Source organism: Pedobacter glucosidilyticus (assembly GCF_002483235.1).
GTDB lineage: Bacteria > Bacteroidota > Bacteroidia > Sphingobacteriales > Sphingobacteriaceae > Pseudopedobacter > Pseudopedobacter glucosidilyticum_B.
Window position 1 is genome coordinate 1,989 of record NZ_DLHN01000026.1, and the last position, 25,584, is coordinate 27,572.

The 25,584-nt window shown below is 36.5% G+C and carries 8 protein-coding genes and 1 pseudogene; 5 read left to right on the forward strand and 4 right to left on the reverse strand.

Going from position 1 to position 25,584, the window contains the following annotated elements:
• Together B2745_RS10850 and B2745_RS10855 are read left to right on the forward strand one after the other, a co-directional pair.
• Nucleotides 1–2,232, forward strand: a pseudogene (locus B2745_RS10850) (hypothetical protein); the annotation flags it as partial.
• 469 nt (nucleotides 2,233–2,701) lie between these two features.
• Nucleotides 2,702–3,247 carry a T9SS type A sorting domain-containing protein gene (locus B2745_RS10855; protein ID WP_304066361.1) on the forward strand — a complete coding sequence of 182 codons (546 nt, stop codon included), beginning with the start codon at nucleotides 2,702–2,704 and terminating at the stop codon, nucleotides 3,245–3,247.
• A 148-nt stretch (nucleotides 3,248–3,395) separates the two neighbouring features.
• Here the strand turns inward: B2745_RS10855 and B2745_RS10860 are convergent, their stop codons facing one another.
• Nucleotides 3,396–4,286: a hypothetical protein gene (locus tag B2745_RS10860; protein WP_304066363.1), complete on the reverse strand. Its 891-nt coding sequence runs from the start codon at nucleotides 4,284–4,286 to the stop codon at nucleotides 3,396–3,398.
• A 233-nt stretch (nucleotides 4,287–4,519) separates the two neighbouring features.
• On the opposite strand from B2745_RS10860, the gene B2745_RS10865 reads away from it, so the two are divergent.
• The 3 genes from B2745_RS10865 (at nucleotide 4,520) to B2745_RS10875 (ending at nucleotide 23,059) form a co-directional block, all read left to right on the forward strand.
• Nucleotides 4,520–5,542 carry a fasciclin domain-containing protein gene (locus tag B2745_RS10865; RefSeq protein ID WP_304066365.1) on the forward strand — a complete coding sequence of 341 codons (1,023 nt, stop codon included), beginning with the start codon at nucleotides 4,520–4,522 and terminating at the stop codon, nucleotides 5,540–5,542.
• Between the two features lie 275 nt (nucleotides 5,543–5,817).
• Nucleotides 5,818–22,014, forward strand: coding sequence for a Calx-beta domain-containing protein (locus B2745_RS10870; RefSeq protein ID WP_304066366.1), 16,197 nt, complete (start codon nucleotides 5,818–5,820; stop codon nucleotides 22,012–22,014).
• A 124-nt stretch (nucleotides 22,015–22,138) separates the two neighbouring features.
• Nucleotides 22,139–23,059, forward strand: coding sequence for a PorP/SprF family type IX secretion system membrane protein (locus B2745_RS10875; protein WP_304066369.1), 921 nt, complete (start codon nucleotides 22,139–22,141; stop codon nucleotides 23,057–23,059).
• A 136-nt stretch (nucleotides 23,060–23,195) separates the two neighbouring features.
• Here B2745_RS10875 and metF read toward each other — a convergent pair whose 3' ends face one another.
• The 3 genes from metF to B2745_RS10890 are packed head-to-tail and all read right to left on the reverse strand — an operon-like array spanning nucleotide 23,196 to nucleotide 25,541.
• A complete protein-coding gene (gene metF, locus B2745_RS10880; RefSeq protein ID WP_304066371.1) occupies nucleotides 23,196–24,152 on the reverse strand; it encodes a methylenetetrahydrofolate reductase [NAD(P)H] in 957 nt (318 codons plus the stop codon).
• A 15-nt stretch (nucleotides 24,153–24,167) separates the two neighbouring features.
• Nucleotides 24,168–25,109: a DMT family transporter gene (locus B2745_RS10885; protein WP_304066374.1), complete on the reverse strand. Its 942-nt coding sequence runs from the start codon at nucleotides 25,107–25,109 to the stop codon at nucleotides 24,168–24,170.
• A 57-nt stretch (nucleotides 25,110–25,166) separates the two neighbouring features.
• Complete coding sequence (locus B2745_RS10890; RefSeq protein WP_304066379.1) at nucleotides 25,167–25,541, reverse strand: four helix bundle protein; 375 nt, start codon at nucleotides 25,539–25,541, stop codon at nucleotides 25,167–25,169.
• Nucleotides 25,542–25,584 lie beyond the last annotated feature (43 nt).

Sequence of the window (25,584 nt, forward strand, 5' to 3'; positions counted from 1 at the left end):
GGTCCACAAGGATTAAAAGGAGATAAAGGCGACAAGGGTGATGTAGGCCCACAAGGTCCAATCGGTTTAACTGGATTAAAAGGAGATAAAGGAGAAACAGGAGCACAAGGTCCAATAGGATTAACCGGCGCAACTGGTCCACAAGGCTCAATTGGTTTAACTGGACTAAAAGGAGACAAAGGAGAAACAGGAGCACAAGGTCCAATAGGATTGACAGGCGCAACCGGTCCACAAGGATTAAAAGGTGATAAGGGCGATATAGGTCTTACCGGAGCTAAGGGTGATAGCGGGGCAACCGGTCCGCAAGGCCCAATTGGTTTAACCGGATTAAAAGGAGATAAAGGCGACAAAGGTGAAACAGGGGCTCAAGGCCCAATAGGATTAACAGGCGCAACTGGTCCGCAAGGATTAAAAGGAGATGCAGGTGCAACCGGTCCACAAGGTCCAACTGGTTTAGCTGGTGCAAAAGGAGACAAAGGAGAAACAGGAGCCCAAGGTTTGCCGGGCGCAACTGGAGCCCAAGGCCCGATAGGACTAACTGGAGCAACTGGTCCAAGAGGCTTAAAAGGAGACAAGGGAGATGCAGGTGCAACCGGGGCACAAGGTCCAATCGGTTTAACTGGAGCAACTGGTCCACAAGGATTAAAAGGCGACAAGGGTGATATAGGTCTTACAGGAGCAAAAGGGGATAAAGGCGACAAAGGTGATACTGGAGCTGTAGGACCACAAGGTCCAGCAGGGGCAGGTGCTAATTATACAGCAGGTAATATGATTTCAATATCTTCTAATGCTATTGCAGTTGATATTTACGCAAATATAGGTGCCGGAGGTGGAGATATTCAGGGTTCTTTAAACCAGATGCAGCTAAAAAGTGGTACAGTTCAAGGGTATCAGGTGGCTGATGGGGCTATACAAACAGCTAAGCTTTCAAATGCTGCTGTTACAGGTGATAAAATTCAGGATGGGGTAATTTCTGCATCTAAATTAGCAAGTGCTTCTGTTACAGATAATGCTATTGGCTATGCAACCATAAATCCCAATAAATTAGCTCAAGCTGGCGCAAGTTTAAATCAAGTCTTAAGTTGGAATGGTGGCGGATGGGTACCGGCAACACCAAGTACTTCTGGAGCTGATGCAAGTACAACAACAAAAGGAATTATTCAGTTAGCTGGAGATTTAGCAGGAACTGCAGCTGCGCCAAGTATAGCAAATAATGCTATAACATCAGCTAAAATTGTTGACGCTACTATAGCAACTGCAGATCTTGCAAATAATGCCATAACATCAGCTAAAATTGCTGATGGTACTGTAGCTACTGCCGATTTAGCCGATGGTGCTATCACATCTGCAAAACTTAACACTATGTCAGCTACAAATGGACAAATACTTAAATTTAATGGAACCAATTGGGCTCCTGCAACTGAAGCTGCAACAAGTAATTGGTTGGTAAACGGAAATACAAATGCTACAACAGCAAGTTTCTTAGGTACAACAAATGATGTAGCCATGAGAATCAGATCTAATAATATTCCAATGCTAGAATTTGGAAGAAGACAAACATTAGGTTTAACACAGTCTTATGCTGATTATACCAATGATGACCAACCTTTGGTACACTTAAATGGTAATGGAACAACTTCGGCTTTACAATTTGCAGCATCAGCAGCAAACTTTTATAAGCCTATGTTTTTCACTACTACAGATGGTAATTTCAGATTAAAGGGTAGTGCTGCAGGTACAGATTTCTTTGAGATAGGAAGTTCCGGAACAGGTAATGCTGGTAGATTAGATTTTATCGTAGGTGATGATGGTGATGAGCCTATTGTTTTTTCTAAGTTTAATTATAATACATCTTCCTCTGTAGAGATGATGAGAATGCAAGGAACTGGTTTAGATAATACCGTTAGAGTAGGTATAAATACCAACGGTAGTGTTGGTAATTCAACGATGCAGGTAAATGGTTCTGTATCTTATGCTATTACAAACGTTAGCTCAAGCATCACACTAAATGATACTCATTATACTGTGATATTAGGAAATGGCAATTTAACCATAACCTTACCTTCTGCAAGTACTTGTACAGGTAGAGTGTATGTTATTAAAAACCCATCCAATCAAGATAAAAATGTTACTGATTTTAGAGATTCTGCCGGTGATAGTGCTAATAAGATACTTAAAAAGGCAGTTACCATATTGCAATCTGATGGTACAAATTGGCAACAAATAAATTAACATTTAAAAACTTCTAATGATATAAACGCTTACCAAAATCTGGTAAGCGTTTTTTGTGTAATATATTTCTCGTTTTTACACTAAATGTAGATTTTTATGCTCTTTATTGTGAGTTATGAAGTTTATGTTTAAAATCAGTGATTTTTGATTTTGTTTTGAGAGGATAATACGTCTTCTGTTATTTTCTGGGGCAAGCAAATAATTGTTAATTGGGTAATTATTTCTACTTTTTTATTATTGTGTAGAAATAATTCTATTTATTTTATGTTAAGCGCATTTAAAAACTCATGACTTAAACTTTTCATATTCAAAATCTATACAATTTGCGATAACTTAAAATGTGGGTTTAAACCTATTTAAATGCATATTTTATCCTAATAATGCTTTATTAAGATCCTAATTAGATGTTTAAACATCTCTATTCTATAAAATTTTTGGTGCATGGCTTCTAAGTTGTATATGTCTTTGCATGAAAAGATTGATATTCGCTTTAGTAATTACTTTAATAAGTTTAACAAACGCTAAAGCTCAGCATGTAGATAGATTTGTTTTTTCTTCAGGAAATGGTTCAGCAACTAATGCTTATGGAGAATCTGTTCAATTTACTATCGGACAGGCATTCTTTACAGAAACACTTTCTAACAATAAGGCTGAAATTATAACTCAAGGTTTTGAGCAACCTACAGTATTTGAAAATTTACTTATCGCTTCTGCGTCTTTTAAAGATTTAAGTTTATTGAAGCTTGATGTTTATCCTAACCCAGCGGTAGATTATACAGAGTTAGAGTTGAATTTAATTGATCATGACGGTGCTAAAGTAATGTTGATTGATACTTGGGGTCAGATTGTTAAAACCGAAGATTTTCAGGTACCAGCAGGTAATCAAAAATTACATTTTAATTTAGGAACTTTAGCTGATGGTGTTTATACCATCAGTGTAAAAGCTAATAAAAGAAACTATGCAAAGAAATTAATCGTTAGCAACACAAGATCAAGAAGTGTTGGTAATTTTTAATCTATTTCATCAATACGCTAAGGTTAATTCAAATCATCCTCATGCTTTTAAGCTGAGGATTTTTTTATGTATCAATTTTTGAGTTTTATCAGGCATAAAAAAAGCTCGTAGTTATCAACCACGAGCTTTTAAAATCCATAATTTTATTTTAATATTCTCTGTATTTGAAGTTATAAACAAATCCAAAGCTAAAGAAATCGGCTTTACCTAAGTTTCTGCCTCCAATGGTGGTTCCGCCTCCGGCATTGATACCGAAGTTACCATCTAAAGGTGCATAAACATTAGCTCCTATTCTAGTATAATTTACTTGGGTTGCAGGGAAAAATCCGTTAAACCCGGGTCTTAAAATATCAACACCACCAGTAGATGTTTGGTTAGCTAGATAAGCATCCGCATAAAAGCGTTTTTTTGCCCATCCTAATTTTAATTGACTTAAAACTGCATCAGGTACTTCTGTACTTCTTAAGCTATACCCAGCTTGTCCGGTTACGAAAAAGCCACTAGAAAGTTTATAATGGGCCAATGCAACGGCATTAAAAGTTGTAGCTCTGTTACCAATAGCTATGATAGATTGTAAACCTTCGTTTACATTATAGTCGCTTATAGGAGTTGTAACGCCTAAAGAACCTTGTAAAGATAAATTACCTTTTTTTGCAAGCTCATATTTCAAGAAAGCAGAAATGTCTTGAGCACCTTCTCTTGAGTTTTGAAATCCTAAGTCGTTAAGCACCTCTTGATTTCCTGAACCTACCGTTCTTACAAATGGTAAATTTACAATTAAATCTAATTTATCCGTAAAACCGTAAGATCCATAAATATTAAAGCTATTTACAGAAACGCTGTTAAATACAGGTACTCCATCTATTTTTTCTGGTATTAAATAAACTTCACTATAATTTTCATGATTTAATGAGAAAGAGATGTTTCCACCCTTCTTACCTTGCATAAAACCACTTAAAGGTGTTTGGGCACATACACTACCGCTTATACCTAATACTGCAAGTAAAGTTAATATTTTTGATTTGTCTAATATTTTCATTTTCAAGTCTTTTAATTGTTAATAAATGAGTTAAATTGCTTATCGGATATTTAAAATGATGAAATTTAATTACACATTTGCATGAAATACGTAAGTTTATAGCGATCTGGATTTTTAATAATTTAAATTATTTTTTCAAACTGTAAATCTATTAAAAACTTTTGCTCGTATGTACGTAAAATGATTGCTTATCGGAAATAAATCAATCGTTAATTAAATTAAAACCCAAAGAAATGAAAATAAATAGATTTATAAATTCAAAGTTAGCTTTCGGACTGATAGCTTTAGCAGCAGCTACAGGCTTTTCTTCTTGTAATAAAGAAAATGATGCTAAACCTACTGTGGCACAAGTTGCTGTATCCATGCCTGGTTTCACGCAATTAGAAGCGGCAGCAATAAGAGGTGGTGTTGCTATTGCGTTATCAAATAAAAATCCTAATGATCCATCAGGAAATTATACCGTATTTGCACCTACTAATGATGCTTTTGCAAGATTAGGTTTAGTAAATCCGCAAGATTTAAATGTTTTACAAAAACCATTTTTAACTAATGTTCTCCTTTATCATGTAAGTAGTGGTTCTTTAAATCAAACCCAAGTGATGTCTGCTGGTAATATTCCATCCTTACTAACTGAGCCAGTAAATAGAGCAGCTGTACCAAAAAAAGTTATCGTTAGAAATAATGAATACTATATCAATGGGTCAAAAATTTTAGCAACAGATGTACAAGCAGATAATGGTATCGTACATGTGATAGATAAAGTTTTATTAGCAACAGGTGCAGATATAGTGGGTTCTGCTGTAACATTAAAAAATGCCCAAGGCTTCATCACTCCAGAATTAAGCTTTCTTGTAGAAGCAGTTTTGTATGCAGACCTAGCAGGAGCATTAACTAAAGGTCCTGGTACGCCAAGCTTCACAGTTTTTGCACCAACAGATCAAGCTTTTAAAGATTTAGGTGTGATTCTTGGAGTTCCATTAAATGTACCAGCAGATATAAGAAAACTTCCAAAAGATGTTGTTGCCAATGTACTCTTAAACCACGTAATTGCTGATGGTGGTAAATTTACATCAGAATTATTTCAAGGTACATTAAATCCATTATTAACCACTTCATCCCTTACATTAGGAGCTTATAACAATGGTGTATTACCTGTTTCTGGTAGAGGAAATGCACAGCCTGCTAATATGGTAATTCCTGATATACAAACAACAAACGGAGTAGTACACATTATTGATAGAGTACTTCTTCCATAAGAATTTTTTTAGTGTTGATGAAGAGAGTCTGGTAATTTATCAGGCTCTTTTTTTTTATTTAAATTTTAAATAATAAGGTATTAGTAAAACTAAAATAAGTGCATTTTATGGTAACCAATAGCCTTTTTTTGCGTATTAGCTAATCAAGGATGATAATGATGAATATTTTTCATAGAATCAAATCATAAATGGTTATCAACGTAAGTGTATAAATAGAGTCTGTGCTTATAAAAGTAAAATCTACAACTTCTTGCCTTATATATAAGTTTGTTAGGATGAATAACCTTTATACCAAAAGCTTATTCATCTTATCGATACTTTATTTTATAATTATTCAGCTATCTTTTGCAGAAGGAAGTAGAGAAATGGCAGCTAGTGGAGGTAACAGAGCTTATTTTAGAAGTTCAAATAATACCACTGTTAATTTTCCATTTCCTACCAGAGCCAGAGTTTATGTGTATGCCAGATTAGGAGAAACATTAAACATAGGTTCAAGTGCCGTTGGGATAGGAAATGGTGCTATAAATGTTACGGCACCAAACAATACAACTTATACCACCACCACACAAGGTCTTATTACCGGAAGAGCACAAGAAATTGTAGGGCCAACTTTAAATGGAGGTGCTGATGGGGGGTATATACCATTTACTATACCTGTTAGTGCTGGGCAAGAAGGTATATGGCAAATAGAGTTTATAGCACCTACCAATACAGATAATGATGTTGCTGTTTTACTAGCTACCGACAATTGGACTCAGCAAAATACTTCTTATATAAGTGCTTTTGATGTATCAGTAAAAAACACCAATAATACCGCTTTTATTAATGGAAGAGCGTTTTTAAATGTCTTTTGTGGTAATATGGGGAGTTTTTCTTCCAGATTTGCAGCCATATTTAAGATCCTCACCAAAGACGGGTATCAATACGATGTTAATAATAATGGGCAGGCCGGTTATAGATTCTTATTTTTTGTAAACAACAAAGGTTTTAGAGATATTAACGGGGATGCTAGATACAAAAGCGTTAACGGGACAAACCCGCTACCTTCAGTACAGGACCCCAGACTACCTGATACAGGAACTGATATTACACATAAAATATTTTTTAATACACCAGACGCTAGTATGCCAGCTACTGCGCCAACACCTGGAGGGAATACCACTTGGTTATACACCACTCCAAACAGTCCGCAGGCAGCAAATTTTTTATTTGAAGGTGTAGAAGGTACACAAAACCAAGCTGGTACAGCACCTTTAGGGGCCAATTTATCTTTTGAGACCAATCAGTCCGGAAGTTATATTATAGATATTGATATTAATCAAAATGGAATTTTTACAGATGCTGTTGATAGGCGGTTAACAGGTATTGCCGCAGCTGGTTATAATAGCATTTATTGGGATGGTTTAAATGGTTTGGGAGTAAAAGTACAGGGGAGTTTTACTTTTAGCCCTAGTAATTTAAATCTAAGCTTGGTTGGTGGAGAAGTTCATTTTCCTTTTATTGATGTAGAAAATAATATTGATGGTATCATCATTACGCGTACCAATGGAGTTGGTGCCCCTAATAGTATAGTTTATTGGGATGATTCCGAAATCACAGGAGGAGGTGAAGGACCACCAAATCCCATAGTTTCGCCAATTAATGGTGTTAGTAGTGCAACAAATGGTCATAAGTGGGGTAGTAATACTTATAGCAGTACTGCCTTTGGCAATGAAGTAGGTTTAGATACTTGGACGTATGTGATCAGTAATACAGTGCTTCCGTTCATGAACGTAACACTTAAAGAGGCAGATTTAGAAGTTATTAGCATTACACCAAGTAAAACATCTTATTGTGTTGGAGAAGACATAAGTTATGTTGTGAGGGTTAGAAACAATGGACCGGATGCTGTTTCTGGGGCTAAATTTGCCTTTAATTTTCCAACACAATTTGTGGTTAGCAGTACTTCATCAACAGTAACTACAGGTACCGCAACCATAACAGGTAGCGCAACTACTTCAAGTCAATACACGGCAACCTTAGATATGTCTAACAATGCAGTTATCGCATTTACCATAAACGGGAGCTTGGCAAACTACCCAGGGGGAACTTTAAATACTAGCGCATCTATTTTAAGACCTATTGATGTTACAGACCCAGACGCTACCAATGAAGATGCTTTACCACCAACGGACCCTTTAATAGAATGTAATGCAGGTATCACGGGCTGTAATAATATCAAAGAAGATGCATCAGTTAGTATCAATGTTAGAACTATAAGTGTAGTTAGTGCAACTGTTGCAGAAGGTACTGGTGGCACCAGAAATCTTAGCTTTCCGGTTAGTTTATCTGCGGTTTCTGCTTGTGACATTTCTGTAGATTACTCCATCGTAAACGGTACTACGCAAGCATCTGATTTTGCAGGATTAACAAGTGGTAATATAACTATCCCTGCCGGAAGTACAACTGCAAATATTCTTATCCCCATAGCAACAGATAATATTATCGAAGCTAATGAAACTTTTACATTAACATTATCCAACCCAACCGGAGGCAATACCATCTTTTTGGGAACCGCAACAGGAACAATTAATAATGACGATAATGCACAAATTACCATCACCAAAGTAGATGGAAATGAAGAAAATGCTATCCCGGCAAGGTTTATTTTTAGTTTTCCTCCGGGAGTTTTTGCCGATGCTGATACTGAAGTCAAATACGAACTTAGTGGAACCTCAACAGGTAACGTACCAGATTATCCAGAAGCTTTAACCGGTTCTATCATCATCCCGGCAGGGCAACAAAGCGCAACTTTAACATTAAATACCATTAATGATGATATTGTAGAAGGTACCGAAACTGTTGTGATAGATATTGTAGAGATAAATAGCCCCTATAGTTTACCTTTAGGAACAAATATTACGCTTAATCCAGCTGTACCTACATTAAATATTTTTGATAATGATGTTGCAACCCTAACCCTTAGCAACCCTGTTGTTTTAGCAGAAGGTAATAGCGGTACAACTGCTTTTAACTATACGGTAACTTTAAATAAGGCCACCAGTAGCAGCTTTACGGTAAACTATAATACTTCAAATAATACTGCTACTATTGCAGATAATGATTATGCAACTAGTAGTGGTACTTTAACTTTTAACGGTTTTTTAAATGAGGTGCAAAATATTACAGTTTTAGTAAATGGCGACCAAAAACTAGAAGCAAATGAAAGTTTTAACTTATCACTAACTACGCTAAACAATAATTTTAGCGGTCGTTTAACTATTCCAAGTCCTAATACAAGCGGTACCATTGTAAATGATGATGCGGCTAATATTACCATTACTAAAGCAGATGGTGCAGAGGGGGGGCAGAATGCGACCTTTACTTTTACCTTAGATAATGGTAAAATGGCAGACCAAAATTTAGTTATCCCTTATGCGCTTACTGGTACTGCTTTAGCTAATTTAGATTTTAACGGAACAGCTATTGGAAATATCGTTTTATCAGCAGGGCAAAATTCTGTATCATTAACGCTTAATGTTATCGATGATAATTTGGTTGAGGGTAACGAAGATTTAACCCTAACAACCGGGGCTATTGCTAACCCTTACGGCATTATTGTTAACAACTCGCCACAAACAATAACCATTACTGATAATGATAATGCCAACATTTCTATTTCTAATGTAACAGAAGCAGAAGGGGATAGTGGTGACAAGACTTTCAGCTTTAACGTAACACTTAACAATGCGGTTAAAGAATCTTTCTCGGTAAATTATTTTACCACAAACGGTACCGCTTTAGCAGGTGAAGATTATCAGGCTGTAACCAGCGGAACTTTAGGTTTTTCTGGAAATGCAGCCGAGGTAAGAAACATTAGTATTACTGTAAATGGCGATGAAAAGATAGAAGCAAACGAGGTTTTTACTGTTACACTTCAAAATTTATCTAAAAATTTTAATAACCATTTAACCATTGGTAATGCTACTGCAACAGGGAATATCATTAATGATGATACTTCTACTATCCAAATAAGCTCATCAAACGGGAATGAAACTGGGCAGCTTGCTGCTACTTTTACTTTTAGTTTTGCACCCGGTGTTACGGTTGATAGTCCTACAGAAATTAGCTATACCTTAGCAGGCTCTGCCACTGCTACGGCTGATTATACCGGATTAACATCTGGAACCATCACCATCCCGGCAGGACAAAATAGTGCAACACTTACTCTACCTGTTATAGATGATAATACTGTAGAAGGTACAGAAACCATCATTTTAAGCAGTAGTTTAGTAAATAGTCCTTATGCCATCAGCGTAAGCAACTCGCCACAAAGCTTAAATATTTTAGATAATGATACAGGTACTTTAACCTTAATTGGGCCGCCTGATGTAACTGAAGGTGCAGATGCTACTACCAAAACAGTACTATTTCAAGTTCAGTTAAATAAAGCTACAGAACGCCCTTTTGCGGTAGATTATGATACCAATAATATAACCGCTACTGCTGGTGAAGATTATACGACAGAAAATGGTAGTCTTAGTTTTTCTGGGACTTTAAATGAAATCAGAACAATAAGTGTAACCATTAACGGTGATGCTAAAATAGAAGCTGATGAGCTTTTTAGCCTCGTTTTAAGCAATTTAAGCGAGAATTTTGGAGGTCTTTTAACGCTTGCAAATACATCTGCAACAGCCAAAATATTAAATGATGATAGCGGAAATATAACCATTACCAGCACAAACGGAGCAGAAGGTGGTGCAGCAGCCGTTTTTACTTTTAGTTTGCCAGCAGGTATTGTGGCAGACCAAGCCATAACATTCAATTATACTTTGGGTGGTTTGGCTTTAGGAAATGATTCAGATTATACAGGCGCACTTACCGGAACCATCACCATACCAGCAGGCAGTAATAGTGCTAGCTTAAATTTACCTGTTATAGATGATGCCATTGTAGAAGGTACAGAGACCATCTCTATCACTACGGGAGCGGTAACCAGCCCTTATAATATCCTGATAGCTAATTCGCCACAAACTTTAAACATTACCGATAATGATTTTGCCACCCTCAGTATTTCAGATGCCAGCATAACAGAAGGAGATAATGGTACCAAAACTTTAAGTTTTGATGTTACCCTAAATCAACCAACAAAAGAGAGCTTTAATGTAACCTATTCTACAGCAGACGCTACGGCTATAGCCGGAGAAGACTATCTGGCAGCAGTAAATAACACTGTAACTTTTAATGGTACAGCAGGTGAGTTAAGAACCATCAACATTACCCTTAACAGCGATACAAAAATTGAAGCTGATGAAACTTTTACCTTAAATTTAAGCACTTTAAGTAATAATTTCGGTGGTCATTTAGCTTTCGCTGATGCCATGGCAACAGGAACTATTTTAAATGATGACCAAGCTCAGTTAAGTATCACAGCTAGCAACGGAAATGAGCAAGGTTTAGTTCCTGCAACTTTCACCTTTGCCTTACCAACCGGAATAACGGTAGACAAAAATACCAGTATTACTTATACTTTAAGTGGTTCTGCAAGTAACGGAACGGATTATACCGGAGCTATCACCAACACCGTTGTTTTATTTGCCAATACTGGAAGTATTACGGTAACGCTGCCTGTAATTGATGATGATTTGGTAGAAAATACCGAAACACTTATCCTAACCATTAACAATCTGGTTAGTGATTATAACCTAACAGCGCAAAGTTCAACAGCCAATGCCAATATTTTAGATAACGATGCTGCAACACTACAATTAACAGGGCCGCCAAGTATTACAGAGGGGGCTAGCGCAACTACACAAAATGTTGCCTTTAAGGTAGTTTTAAGTAAAGCTACGCAAAGACCTTTTACTGTTAATTATACCACAGTAAACGGTACGGCTAGCGCTACTGATCAAGACTTTGTTCTGCAGAATAGCCAATTAAGTTTTACTGGGGCTACTGCCGGAGAAACCATAACAGTTAATATTGTTGTAAACGGAGATGCTAAAATAGAAGCTGATGAGCTTTTTAACTTTACCATAAGTGGCTTAAGTGATGATTTTGGAGGCTTGTTAACCATTCCACAAAGTACTGCATCGGCTACTATTTTAAATGATGATGCCGGTGATATAACCATTACCGCAGCAGATGGTGCCGAGGGTGGTGCCAATGGTTATTTTAGATTTAGCTTTCCAACCAATGTAACTTCAGACCAAGCAACAGTTATCAATTATGTTTTATCTGGAACTGCTACTAATACAGATTATTTGGCGGATCCATCACCAGTAACTATCACCATTCCTGCAGGGCAAAATAGTGCTCAGCTAAACATCAATGTAGTTGATGATGCCATTGTAGAAGGACAAGAAACACTAGAATTAAATGTAGTGGCTGTAAATAGTGCTTATGGTATCAGTTTAACTAATAATACTGCATCACTAAACATACAGGATAACGATGTTGCAGAAATTTTAGTTACTGCCCCACCTGCTGCACCAGAAGGAAATGTAGGCACCAGCACACAAACTTTTACCTTCAGGTTAACTGCAGCAACAGCACAGCCGTTTTCTATACCTTACCAAACTGTTAATGGAAGCGCTATAGCAGGAGAAGATTTTGTATTGAAAACGGGTAATTTAAACTTTAATGGGCAAGCAAACGAGCAGCAAACGGTAGAAATAGTAATTAATGGCGATACCAAAGTAGAACCCAATGAGGTATTGAATCTTTTATTGGGTAACCTTTCTAACAATTTCCAAAACAGGTTAAGTATTCCTGTACTTTCTAGTGCTGCAACCATCCAAAATGATGATTCTGGTGTTATCAGAATGGTGGTAAGCAACGGTTCTGAGGATGGTATTAATGGAAAAATAAGATTCGAGTTTTTAAACGGAGCAACCGCCGCACAGCCTATTGTTTTAAATTATAGCTTGGCGGGTACGGCCCTATCATCAGGTTTAGATGCAGATTATACTGCTGATTTTCCATCAAGCATAACCATCCCGGCGGGTGCTTCTTTTGCAGAAATTACACTCAGCGTTATTAATGATACCCGCATAGAAGACATAGAAACAGTAGAAATTATAGGTTTGGCGCTTGATGCTGCCTACCCTGGCATTAGCTTAGATCCAGCAAGACCTATTTTAAACATTAGCGATAATGACCAAGCAGAACTGGTTTTGACTGGCCCGCCAAGTGTTTTAGAAGGAAATACTGGTTTTACAACTTTAAGCTATACTGTGAAGTTAAGCAAAGCAACCGGAGCAGGTTTTAATATCAATTACAGCACACAAGATCAAACTGCTACAACTGGCAATTCAGATTATGTGGCATCATCAGGGACTTTAAATTTTACTGGTTTAGCCAATGAAACCAAAACCATTAACGTTTTAGTAAATGGGGATATTGATATTGAACCAAATGAAACCTTTACCCTACAACTTTCTGGTTTAGATAATAATTTCAATAACAGACTGGTGGTACAGGGTTCGCCTTTAGCTGTTAATATTTTAAACGATGATAATGATAATATCAACATCACTAAACTAAATGGTGAAGAGGGTGGAAATAACGGAAGTTTTACTTTTAGCCTACCGGTGGGCGTAGTAGCTAGCGAGAATTTAACCATAGATTATGTGATAGATGGTACAGCTTTATCAGGAACAGACCATGCTGCAACATCAGGTACTTTGGTATTAGCAGCGGGTAGTAATGCTATAAATTTACCAATTATTATTAACGATGATTTAATTGTAGAAGGTACAGAAACGGTAAGGATAACAGCTTTGGTTAGAACAAATAGCTTAAATATCGGTATCAATAATCCGCAAGAAACCATTACCATTACCGATAATGATGAGGCTACTTTAACCATTACAGCAGTTAACCAGCCCGAGCTTAATTCCAGTGTCAGCAATATGTTGTTTACAGTTACTTTAAACAAGCAAACCGCTTTACCTTTTACTTTGGCTTACGATTCCGCTGATGTTACTGCAACCGCTGGCGAAGATTATCAAGCTGTACCGACAGGTGCTTCATTAAGTTTTAGTGGCGCAGCTAATGAAACAGAAACTATAAGTATTGCTATTACTGGCGATACCAAAATAGAAGCTAACGAGGTCTTTAATATCATCCTTGGCGCTTTATCTAATAATTTTGAAGGCCGTTTAATCATCCCGGCAAACACGGTAAATGGCACTATAGAAAATGACGATGCTGCTGTTATTACCATTACCAAAGAAGATGCTGCTGAGGGTGGAAGTAACGGGCAGTTTATTTTTAGTTTCCCTACGGGCTTCACATCAGATAAAGAAACCCTAATTAACTTTAGTTTAGGTGGCACCGCAAACGGAGCTGGGGTAGATTATACGGCAGATCCATTGGCAACAACTATTACTATTCCCGCAAATGCACCATCAGCAACTTTAACTTTAAATATCAATGATGATGACTTGGTAGAATTTACCGAAAATGTAAGTCTTACTGCGGTTACAATAAATAGCGTTTATAGTGGCATCACCCTTAACCCGGTTTTGCCTGTGGTAAATATTACAGATAATGATGTTGCCCAGCTTACTTTAACAGGTATTACAGCCGTAAATGAAGGCAACAGCGGCTCAACAGAAGTTACCTACACCGTAACATTAAACAATGCAACAGTTTCACCCTTCAGGGTAGATTATACTGCAACAGGTATCACGGCCAGTACAGCAGATCAAGATTATTTAGATTTAGCAGGTTTTATAGATTTTTTCGGTCAAGCCGGAGAAAGCAAAACTTTTAAATTATTTATTCGTGGCGACCAAAAAATTGAAGCTGATGAAACTTTAGCTATCAGTTTAAGTGCACCAAGCATCAATTTTGATAACCGCTTAACGGTACAAGGCTCGCCGTTACAACTTAACATCTTAAATGATGATACAGGCACTATCACCATCAGTAGCGAAAATGGTGAAGAAGGTATTAAAGATGGTTTATTTAGGTTTAGCTTGCCAGCAGGTATAACGGCAGACCAAGACATCAACATCAATTACTTGCTATCAGGTTCTGCAACTACAGGGTTAGATTTTACTAATTTACCGGGTAGTATCACCATCAATGCCGGAGCAAATAGTGTGGTTTTACCAGTTCAAATTGATGATGACGCTGTGGTAGAAGGTACAGAAACACTAAGCCTAAGTGCTACTTTACCTTTAAGTATTTACGGTATTACCTTAGCAAACGCAGCTCAAAGTTTAGATATTTTGGATAATGATAGGGCTAAAATTGCTATCAACAATATTAGTGTGCAAGAAGGCAATAGCAGCACACAAACCTTAAACTTTACTGTAAGTTTAGATAAAGCTACCAAGTTACCTTTCAACCTCATTTACAGTACTCAAAATGTTACGGCTACTGCCGGAGAAGATTATGTAGCTCGTATCAATAATGTGTTAAACTTTAATGGCGATGCTAACGAAACACAGAATATTGCCATTACCTATAACGGAGATTTAAAAATAGAGCAAGACGAGGTCTTTAATCTGGTTTTAGGCGCCATTTCTAATACTTTTGAAAACAGATTAGCTTTAGATAACGCAGCATCAGTTGGTAAAGCAACCTTACTAAATGATGATGCAGGAACCATCCGAGTAACAGCATTAAACGGAACCGAAGATGGTACAAAAGGAATTTTTAGATTTAGTTTTATGAACGGAGCAACATCTGATGCGCCAACTGTAATTAATTATACTTTAGGAGGTATAGCATTAGCTCCAGAAGATTATACTTCTCTAAATTTAAATAGCATTACCATCCCGGCAGGTACTTCTTCTATAGATGCCGAGTTAAATATTATTGATGATGCCATTGTGGAAGGCAATGAAATTGTAAGTATTTCGGGCGTAAATGTAAGCACTCCTTATCCGCTAGTGGTTGAAAACACTTTACCAACCCTTCAAATTATAGATAATGATCTAGCTCAAATCAGTTTGAATGCACCACTTTCTATTGTAGAAGGTAATTTAGGCGATGTTTCTTTTGCCGATTTCATCATTACCTTAAACAATGAAACCGCAACATCATTTAATATAAATTTTACTAGCACAGATGATCAAGCTAAAGCCAGCGACCAAGATTATATTCCGCTTGCAGGTATTTTAAATTTCAACGGTACTGCTGGCGAATTCAAAACAGTAAGAATTGCTATCAACGGAGATAGAAAAATAGAAGCCAACGAAGCTTTTAATTTCTTGATAAGTAACCTTAGCACCAACTTTAGCAATAGGTTAAGCTTTGCACAAACCCAAACATCAGCTACGATTTTAAATGATGATAACAGCAATATCACCATCACCAAAGAAGATGGTGAAGAAAGAGCCGATGGTACAAAACCAGCTATCTTCAAATTTAATTTTGATACCGATGTTACTGTAGACCAAAATATCATCATACCTTATACTTTAAGCGGAACGGCAATTGGCCAAGGGACAGATTATAATGGCGATATCAATGGGAATATTACCATTCCGGCCAATAGTAATGAGTTTATTTTAAACCTTCCAGTGAGAGACGACCAAGAAGTAGAACTTACAGAAAATGTAATTATAACAACAGGCTTAGTGGCAAGTTCTTATCCAATTTTGATTAATAATTCGGGCATTTCTTTAGCTATTTTAGATAATGACGATGCTACCTTAACCTTAACTGGTCCGGCTCCTATGAATGAGGGTAATGTAGGCACATCGCCTTTTACCTTTACAGTAAGTTTAAATAAAAAAGTTTCAGCTCCGTTTACTGTAAAATATAAAACTATTGATGGTACAGCTACAACTTCCGATCAAGATTATACCCCAACCAGTGGAAATTTAAGCTTTAATGGTAACGCAGGTGAAACCATCAATTTTACTGTTGATGTAAAAGGCGACCGTAAAATAGAAGCCAACGAGGTTTTCAGTATGTTGTTAGATTCACTATCAGAAAACTTTAATAACCGTTTAACGCTTGTTAGTCCTATTGTAAATGCAACCATTGGTAACGATGATTTAGGAGATATCACGATATCATCCCTAAACGGTAAAGAAACCGGAGCGCAAAAAGGACAATTTATTTTTAGTTTACCAGCAGGTATCACGGTAGATAAACCTATACAAATCAATTATGTATTATCAGGTACTGCTTCTGCAGGGTTAGATTATAACAACCCAGCATCTGGCAGCATCACCATACCAGCCAATAGAAACAGCGCTATTTTAGACATTAATGTTATAGATGATACGCTGCTTGAGGAAACAGAAACAGTTGTACTAAGCGTAAATAATGTCATAAGTGATTATAATGTTCAGATGCGAAGCAGTATAGATACTTTAAGTATAGAAGATAATGATATTTCTATCTTAAGTATTAATGGTCCTTTAAGTATAACCGAGGGAAATACCGGTACCCAAACCCTAACTTTTGAAGTTAAGTTAGACAAAGCTGTGGCATCTAATTTCACGGTTTACTATCGTACACAAGATGCAACGGCTACTTCTACCACTAACGATTACCAGAGTACCAACGGAACTTTAGCTTTTGCAGGTTTAGCCAATGAAACTAAAACTATTACCGTTACCATAAATGGCGATACCAGAGTAGAGGGAACCGAGTTTTTTGAGCTATTGCTAGAAAACCTAAGTCTTTCTTATGACGGTCGATTAAGAATTTCTGGCTCGCCTAGCCGAGGAATTATTTTAGATGATGATAATAATCCACTTAATAAATCTTTAACCATTACTAAAATTGATGGGGAGGAAGGTGCAAATAACGCTTCTTTTAGCATAGCTTTCCCAAGCGGCGTAACTTTAGATACCGATACTGAAATATTCTACACTTTGGGCGGTACGGCAGCTATCAATCAAGATTTTCAAACAGCAACCACAGGTAGTTTAACCATCCCGGCAGGGCAAAATAGTGTCACTTTAAATCTTATCGTTACAGATGATGCCATTGTGGAAGATACCGAAACCGTTTCTCTGATAACAGGTAATATCAATAACAGCAATTATCAAGATATAGTAGTTTTAAACTCGCCATTAACGCTTCAAATTGCCGATAATGATGTGGCCAGTTTAAGTATACAAGCTTCCCAAATACAAGAAGGTGATAATGGAGTGTCTCAAATGAGTTTTGAATTGCTTTTAGATAAACAAACCTCCACTGGTTTTGATGTAAGTTTCCGTACTGCTGATGCTACCGCTACGGTTGTAGACCAAGATTATATTGCCAAAGCAGAAACTATTAGCTTTACAGGTGATGCTAACGAGCGAAAAACCATCACCATCACCATCAATGGAGATATTAATATAGAGCGAGATGAGCAATTTAATCTTATTCTAGAGCCTCTGGCAGATAATTTTAATAACCGTTTAAGCATTCCGATCAATACAGTTACAGGCACTATTCTAAACGACGATGATGCACAGGTAACCATCACCAAAACTGATGGCGCAGAAGGCGGCGTCCCAGCAAGTTTTATTTTTAGCTTACCGCCAAATGTGCTTACAGATGAACCTATCCAAATAGATTATCAACTTGCAGGTACTGCTTTAGCTGCTAGCGTAGATTATGTTGGCGCAAATACAGGTAGTATTACCATAGCACCTTACCAAAACAGTGCTACACTTTCTTTACCTGTTGTAGATGATAGCTTGATAGAAGAAGATGAAACCATAAGCATTAATATAAGCGCTTTAAACACGCTTTATACAGGAGCTATTATTCTAAATCCACTTATTCCAACGGCTATTATCAGAGATAATGACGAAGCTGCATTACGCATAAGTGGCCCTATCAGTGTAAGCGAAGGAAATACAGGTACAACAGCTTTAACTTTTACAGTTAGTTTAGATAAAAATACAGGTAGAAGTTTTAGTATTAATTATACCACTGCTGATGGTAGTGCTACCGTTGCCGGAAACGATTATATTCCACGTAATGGGACTTTGAATTTTGCCGGTAATGCATCAGAAAGTTACCCTATTACCATATTGGTAAACGGAGATAGAAATATAGAGCAAACAGAAGACTTCTTCGTAAATTTATTAGGCTTAACCGATACTTTTAATAACAGACTCAGTGTAATTGGCGCACCAGCCCGCGGTATCATATTAGATGATGATAATATTGCAGCTAATAAAAACATCATGATTACTGCTTTAAACGGTTCAGAAGATGGTATAGATGTTAGGTTTAGATTTAGTTTCCCACCACAGGTAGTTAGTGATGTTGCTACAAGTATCCCTTATGCTTTAACAGGTACGGCAACCAATAATGACTATACAGGCGCTTTAACGGGTACAGTAACTATCCCGGCAGGGCAAAATAATGTGGTGTTAAGCTTACCTGTGGTTAATGATGAAATTATTGAGGGCAAAGAAACTTTAATATTAACTACAGGAGTGGTTATAAACAACAGTTTTAATGGTATTACGGTAGTAAACTCGCCAGCTCAAGCAGAAATTGAAGATAACGATAGCGGTGTTTTAAGTATTCAAAATATAGAGGTTAACGAAGGAAATTTGGGTATAAGCGAAGCCGTATTTACGATTAATTTAAACAAACAAACCAGCTTACCCTTTACCCTAAGCTATGCTACTGCAGATGCTACGGCTACCCTAGCAGATGCTGATTATATAGATGCAAACTCGCAAATAAGTTTTACTGGTAACGCAAATGAAAATAGAATAGTCAAAATTGTCATCAACGGAGATAGAAAACTAGAAGCTGATGAGACGTTAAGATTACTTTTAGGAACGCTATCTCGTACTTTTGAAGGAAGATTAACGGTTCAAAATTCATCTGCAGCAGCTACCATAAAAAATGATGACAATGCTGTAATTACCGTAACTGGCCTTAATGGTGCAGAGGCAGGCGGGCAAGCAGCCAGATTTATTTTTAGTTTTCCTACAGGTATTGTTGCTGATATTCCTACGGTTATCAATTATACTTTAGGGGGTACGGCTACAGCCGGAGATACAGATTATAGAGGTGCTGTAAATGGCATTATCGCTATCCCAGCCGGCCAAGAGCGTGTAATATTAGAATTACCAGTTATAGATGATGACATCGTAGAGGATGATGAAACCATCAGCATCACGATAAATTCTATCAATAGCAATTATATCAATGCTATCAGTCTAAATCCAATACTTCCTGTGGTTAAAATTATTGATAATGATGTTACCACATTACGTATAAGTGATGCCATCAGGATAAATGAAGGCAATAATGGAACTACTCAATTTAATTTCTCTGTTACACTTGAAAAAGCAACTGGTGATAACTTTACTATAAATTATACAACACAGGATGGTACTGCAACCATAATTGATAATGACTATAATGAAACATCAGGAGTTTTAAGTTTTGCTGGAACTGCCGGAGAAACCCGTACCGTTACCGTTTTTGTAAACGGCGATTTAAAACTTGAAGGAAATGAGGATTTTAATTTTATCATTTCTGGTTTAAGCAACAATTTTAATAACCGTTTAACAATACCCATAAATACCAGTAGGGGTACTATTTTAAATGATGACGATGGTATTGTTACCATTTCTAAAATAGATGGAACAGAAGGTTTACAAAATGCCCAGTTTATTTTTAGTTTGCCTCCTGGTGTAACATCAGATCAACCTATCAATATCTCTTATCGTTTAGCAGGTACTGCCGGCGGTAGTGATTATGTTGCAAATCCGGCTACTGGTATCCTTACCATCCCTATAGGACAAAATAATGTAGCTCTTTCCATAAACGTTACAGATGATTTAGTCCTAGAAGAAACCGAAACGGTAGCCATCAACAGCATACAAATATCAAATGTATACAACAATGTAAGTTTAGCACAGCCAGTACCTGTTATCAATATTTTTGATAATGATGTTGCTAACCTTACTATAGCTGGTCCAGCACCAGATTTAGAAGGAAATACAGGACAGAAAACCTTTAATTTTAGCATTACATTAGATAAAGCTACAGATCGCTCTTTCACCTTAGACTATAATACGTATGATATTTCTGCAACAACTGCCAACAGAGATTACGAAAGTCGAACAGGCAGACTGTCATTCGCTGGTTTTGCTGGAGAAACTAAAACCATTGCCGTACCTGTAATTGGCGATATCGAATTAGAAAATAATGAAAGCTTTGGTTTCCGGATTTTTGGTTTATCAACCAATTTTGCAGGAAAAATGATTTTGGGTAACGATGCCAATGCAACCATCTTAAATGATGATATTGGTCCTGTAGCTAATGATGATAGGGTGAGCACTTTAGAAGATACTCCTCTAACTTTCTCTATTACCAATAATGATTTCCATGCTGATGGCATCAATACAGGTAGTGTAAATGTGATTACCAATCCACAAAAGGGAAGGGTGCAAATGATGCAAAACGGCAATGCGATTTATACACCAGGCTTAAATGAATTTGGTTTTGATAGTTTTACATATACCGTAAGAGATGCTTTAGGTAGATTGTCTAATATAGCTACGGTAAACATTACAATTGTTGCAGTTAACGATGCGCCTTTAGCTGTGGATGATGAATTTTATGTAAAAAAAGATAGTACCATAAGAGCAAATGTTGCTTTAAATGATAGCGACCCAGACCAAGACCCACTACGCTTTAGGGTTATACAAAGTACTACCAGAGGTAGTTTAGCTCAGTTTGATGAATCCGATGGCTCGTTTATTTACATCCCTAACCTTAATTTTAAAGGTATGGATAGCTTTAAATATATCATCACAGATCCTTCTGGTTTGAGAGATACCGCATTGGTAACCCTGTTTACACAACCGGTAGTTACAGTGAGCCTTACACCAGCGGCCTCCATATTATTAGAGGGAGATACCTTAACCGTTACTGCAAAACTTAGCGAATCTTTGTTTCAGGACGTAAATTTTGTTTTAAATTTCACAGGGACGGCACAACAAAATATAGACTATACATTAAGTGGTAATTTTGATACGATGATGATTCCTGCAGGAGACACTATCACCGTACAAAAATTTAGCTTACATGCTTTAAAGGATTTTTTAAGAGAAGGACAAGAAACTGTAGAAATAGCAATTACAGCACCAGACCCTGCCGCTTTCGTGAATATTGGAACAGGTACCAGTGTGGTTATAACCGATTTTTATCCAGAGGATAAACCCATTGGACCGGAAGAAAATGGCGAAATAAACCCAGATCCTTACATGTCTCCTAACGGTGATGGATTAGGAAATGAGAAATTTATCATTTATAATATAGAACGTTTTCCAGATAACGAGGTTATTATTTACAACCGCTGGGGTAATGAAGTATATAAAACAAAAGGTTACAATAATAAAGACAACGCCTTTTCTGGATTTTCTAATGTAGGTATTTTAGCAAATAGCCAAACTCCAGTTATAGATGGTGTTTATTTCTTCCTGATTTATACCAAAACAGCAAATCAGGAACAAAAAATGAATAAAGGCTACGTGATAATAAGAAGATAATTTGATTAGAAGTAAAATAATTATTAAGGGTAACACCACCAAGGTTTTTGCCGTAAAAAACCACTTAGAGGGCATTTATTTGATTTAAAATTTCAAATGTTTGATGGTTCCTCTCTTGCTTGGTATGAGGGTATTACTGCTTACTGTATTTCTGATTTTACTGATAATGGGCGTACAAGCACAGCAACAGGCTATGTATACCCAATATATGTTTAATACACTGGCCATCAATCCGGCATACCCAACCTTAGATGAATCTTTATCAGTAACAGCTTTATCCAGACATCAGTGGGTGGGCTTTAAAGGTGCACCCAATACACAAACAATCTCTATACACTCGCCTATTGGTACTAGTGAGACTTTTATTGGGGGTTTACTGATTAATGACCAGATAGGGGAAGTGATTAAAGAAACAGGCGGTTATATTACCTTAGCACAAAGAGTACAAGTTGGTTATGAATCTTATTTATCTGTTGGGGTTAATGGAGGATTAAGCAGCTTTAGAGGTAATTTCTCTGAAAATTACCCTTTTAGTCCAGAGTCTTTTAACGATCCTGTTTTTCAAAATGTAAGTAATCTTAGAGGGAATTTTGGAGTAGGAGTGATGTTATTTTCTAGTAAATACTATGTAGGTTTATCATCTCCTCATTTTTATAACAGAGATTTGTCAGACTTAGGGCAACCCAATATTGCAGGACGTTACAAACCTCATTATCTGTTGCAAGCAGGTTATCTTATCAATTTAAACGATATTTTAAAGTTAAAGCCCAATATTTTGGCTAAATATGTTCACGGTTCTCCTTTACAATTTGATATTAATGCCAATATGTTAGTAAGCGACCGTCTTTGGTTAGGTGTATCGTACCGTACTTTAGACTCTTTTGATGCCATGGCATCTTTCTTCGTTAATCCGGATTTTCAAGTAGGCTATTCTTATGATTTTACCAATACAGCTTTAGCTACTGTACAAAAAGGTTCTCACGAAATTATGGTAAAGTTTAGGATGCCGGTTTTTGGTAGAGACCACACAGCTTGTTATTTTTAGCAATCAAAATTATATTTGTCACATTGAGCGGAGTCGAAATGTTATCTGATATGCTCAGAAAGGCTTCGACTCCGCTCCTGACACAAAATTGTGATTTGAAACAGCCTTTATTGAGTTTCTAAAAGAAGTCTTATTTTTAAAAAATAGCTTCTGCAATTTGTCTGGTTTGTTCTGGCCTGCCCATGGTATAGAAATGTAGAACCGGAGCGCCAAAATCCATCAATTCTTTACACTGTTTAATCATAAACTCGGTACCAACCTGTTTTACATCTTTAGGGTTTTTACAGCTTTGTACAGCTTCGCATAAATCCTCGGGTAAATCTATATGGAATATTTTTGATAGATTAACCAATTGGCTTAATGCGCTTATAGGCTTTAAACCTGGTATAATAGGTACATTGATGTCGTTTTCTCGGCATTTCTTTACAAAATCAAAATACTTTTGGTTATCAAAAAACATTTGGGTAACGATGAAATCGGCACCCATTTCTACTTTCTTTTTCAAATATTTAAAATCTGTAGCTAGGTTTGGCGCTTCAAAATGTTTCTCGGGATAACCCGCTACACCAATACAAAAATCACTTTTATATTCGCTCTCCACATCCTCATGTAAAAACTTACCTGCATTATGGTTTTTAACTTGGGCTAACAAATCTGTAGCATACGCATGTCCGCCTGGGGTAGGTATAAAAGAAGCATCTGCTTTGCGGGCATCGCCTCTTAAAACCAAAACATTATCAATACCTAAAAACTGTAAATCTAATAAGGCATTTTCTGTTTCTTCTTTGGTAAAACCTCCGCATATTAAATGTGGTACGGCATCAATCTTATATTTGTTTAGGATAGCAGCACAAATAGCAATGGTACCTGGCCTTCTTCTGTAAGATAATTTTTCTAGCAGACCGTTTTCTTTTTGTTTGTAGATATAATCTTCACGTAAAGAAGTTACATCAATAAAAGGAGGCTTAAACTCTAGAAGAGGTTCAATAGCATCATAAATCCACTGAATACTTTGTCCTTTAACAGGAGGTAAAAGCTCAAAAGAGAAAAGTGTTTTACCTTTTGCGTTTTTTATATGATCTGTAATTTTCATGTTTGCTGTTCAAAATTATCTATTTGTTTCAGGATTTACCTGTTCAATTTCTTTTTTTTGATGGCTGGTTAAAAATACACCAATAATAACCAAAACAGAACCTAAAAACTCTTGCAAAGTAAAGGCTTCATTTAAGATTAACCAACCTAAAAATATAGTTGATACGGGTCCCACTGTTGCTACAATAGCACCTTTATTTGCTCCAAGAATTCTTATCCCTTCCATTACTAAAAATGTAGGTATTACGGTGCTGATGATGGCTAAAGCAAATCCGTATGCGTAAATGGTCCAAGAATAAGTTAATAATAAGCCGTCTCCTAAAATTAGGTAATGCGCTATCACGTATAAACAAGAAATCATCATGGCAAGGCTATTAAAATTTACCGAACCATATTTTTGGATATACTTACTCCCAAAAACCAAATATAATGCATAAGTGATAGCACTGATAAAAATATAAATAGCACCTTTTATACTATTTGCTGTACTAAAAATATCGTTATTATACACAATAACCAATAATCCTAAATAGGTGATGATAAGTGCTTGAGCAATCTGTAAAGTAATTTTTTTCTTTAAAAATAGGTAAGAAAAAATCACTACAAAAGTAGGATAGCTGAAAAGTATAATACGCTCTAATCCGGCAGTTACGTAAGCTAGCCCCATAAAATCAAATAAACTAGCTATATAATAACCCAACAATGCTAAGCCACAAATGATAGCAATGTCTTTTCCTGATATCTGTTTAATGCTATTATTTGGATTTTTACGATGATTTAAAAAAGCAATAAGCATAAAAAAGGGTAAAGAAATAGCGAAACGTAGCGTTAACAAAGTTAAAGCGTCAACCGGAGCCTCTTGATAAGCCAGCTTAATCATAATCGCTTTCGCGGAAAAGCATATCGCCCCTATCGCAATCAGGAGAATACCTTTTGTTGTATTGATTTGGTTTGGCATTTGGGGTCTAGTTTGTTAGAATCTAGTTGGTTAGTTTGTTAGGAATTAGTTGGATTGCTAGCTGTTTTTTTTTGTGTTTTGGAATCTTATAAATCCGTTTATTAGTTTTCCAACGTGTTCAATGCATTGGAGCGTTTTATTAAAATCGACTTCATTTATAAAATTCAAATCTTTTGAAATATATATCTGCGTTTCAAGTTCATAAAGCGAGCCTCTTGCAATTGATAAAAAATGGATAGTTTCTTTTATGTGTTGCCTTCCACATCCTTCTGCAATATTAGATGGAACAGAAACCACGCATCTTCTCATTTGTGAAATAATGCCAAATTGCTCTTCCTTTGGGAAAGATGCGGTAAGATGATAAATACAGGAAGCTAAATCTTTAGCCTGTTTCCAAACATCTAATTCCGTGTATTTTTGATAACCAGCCATATTCTTAACTTTCTAACCACCTAACCATCTAACCACCTAACCA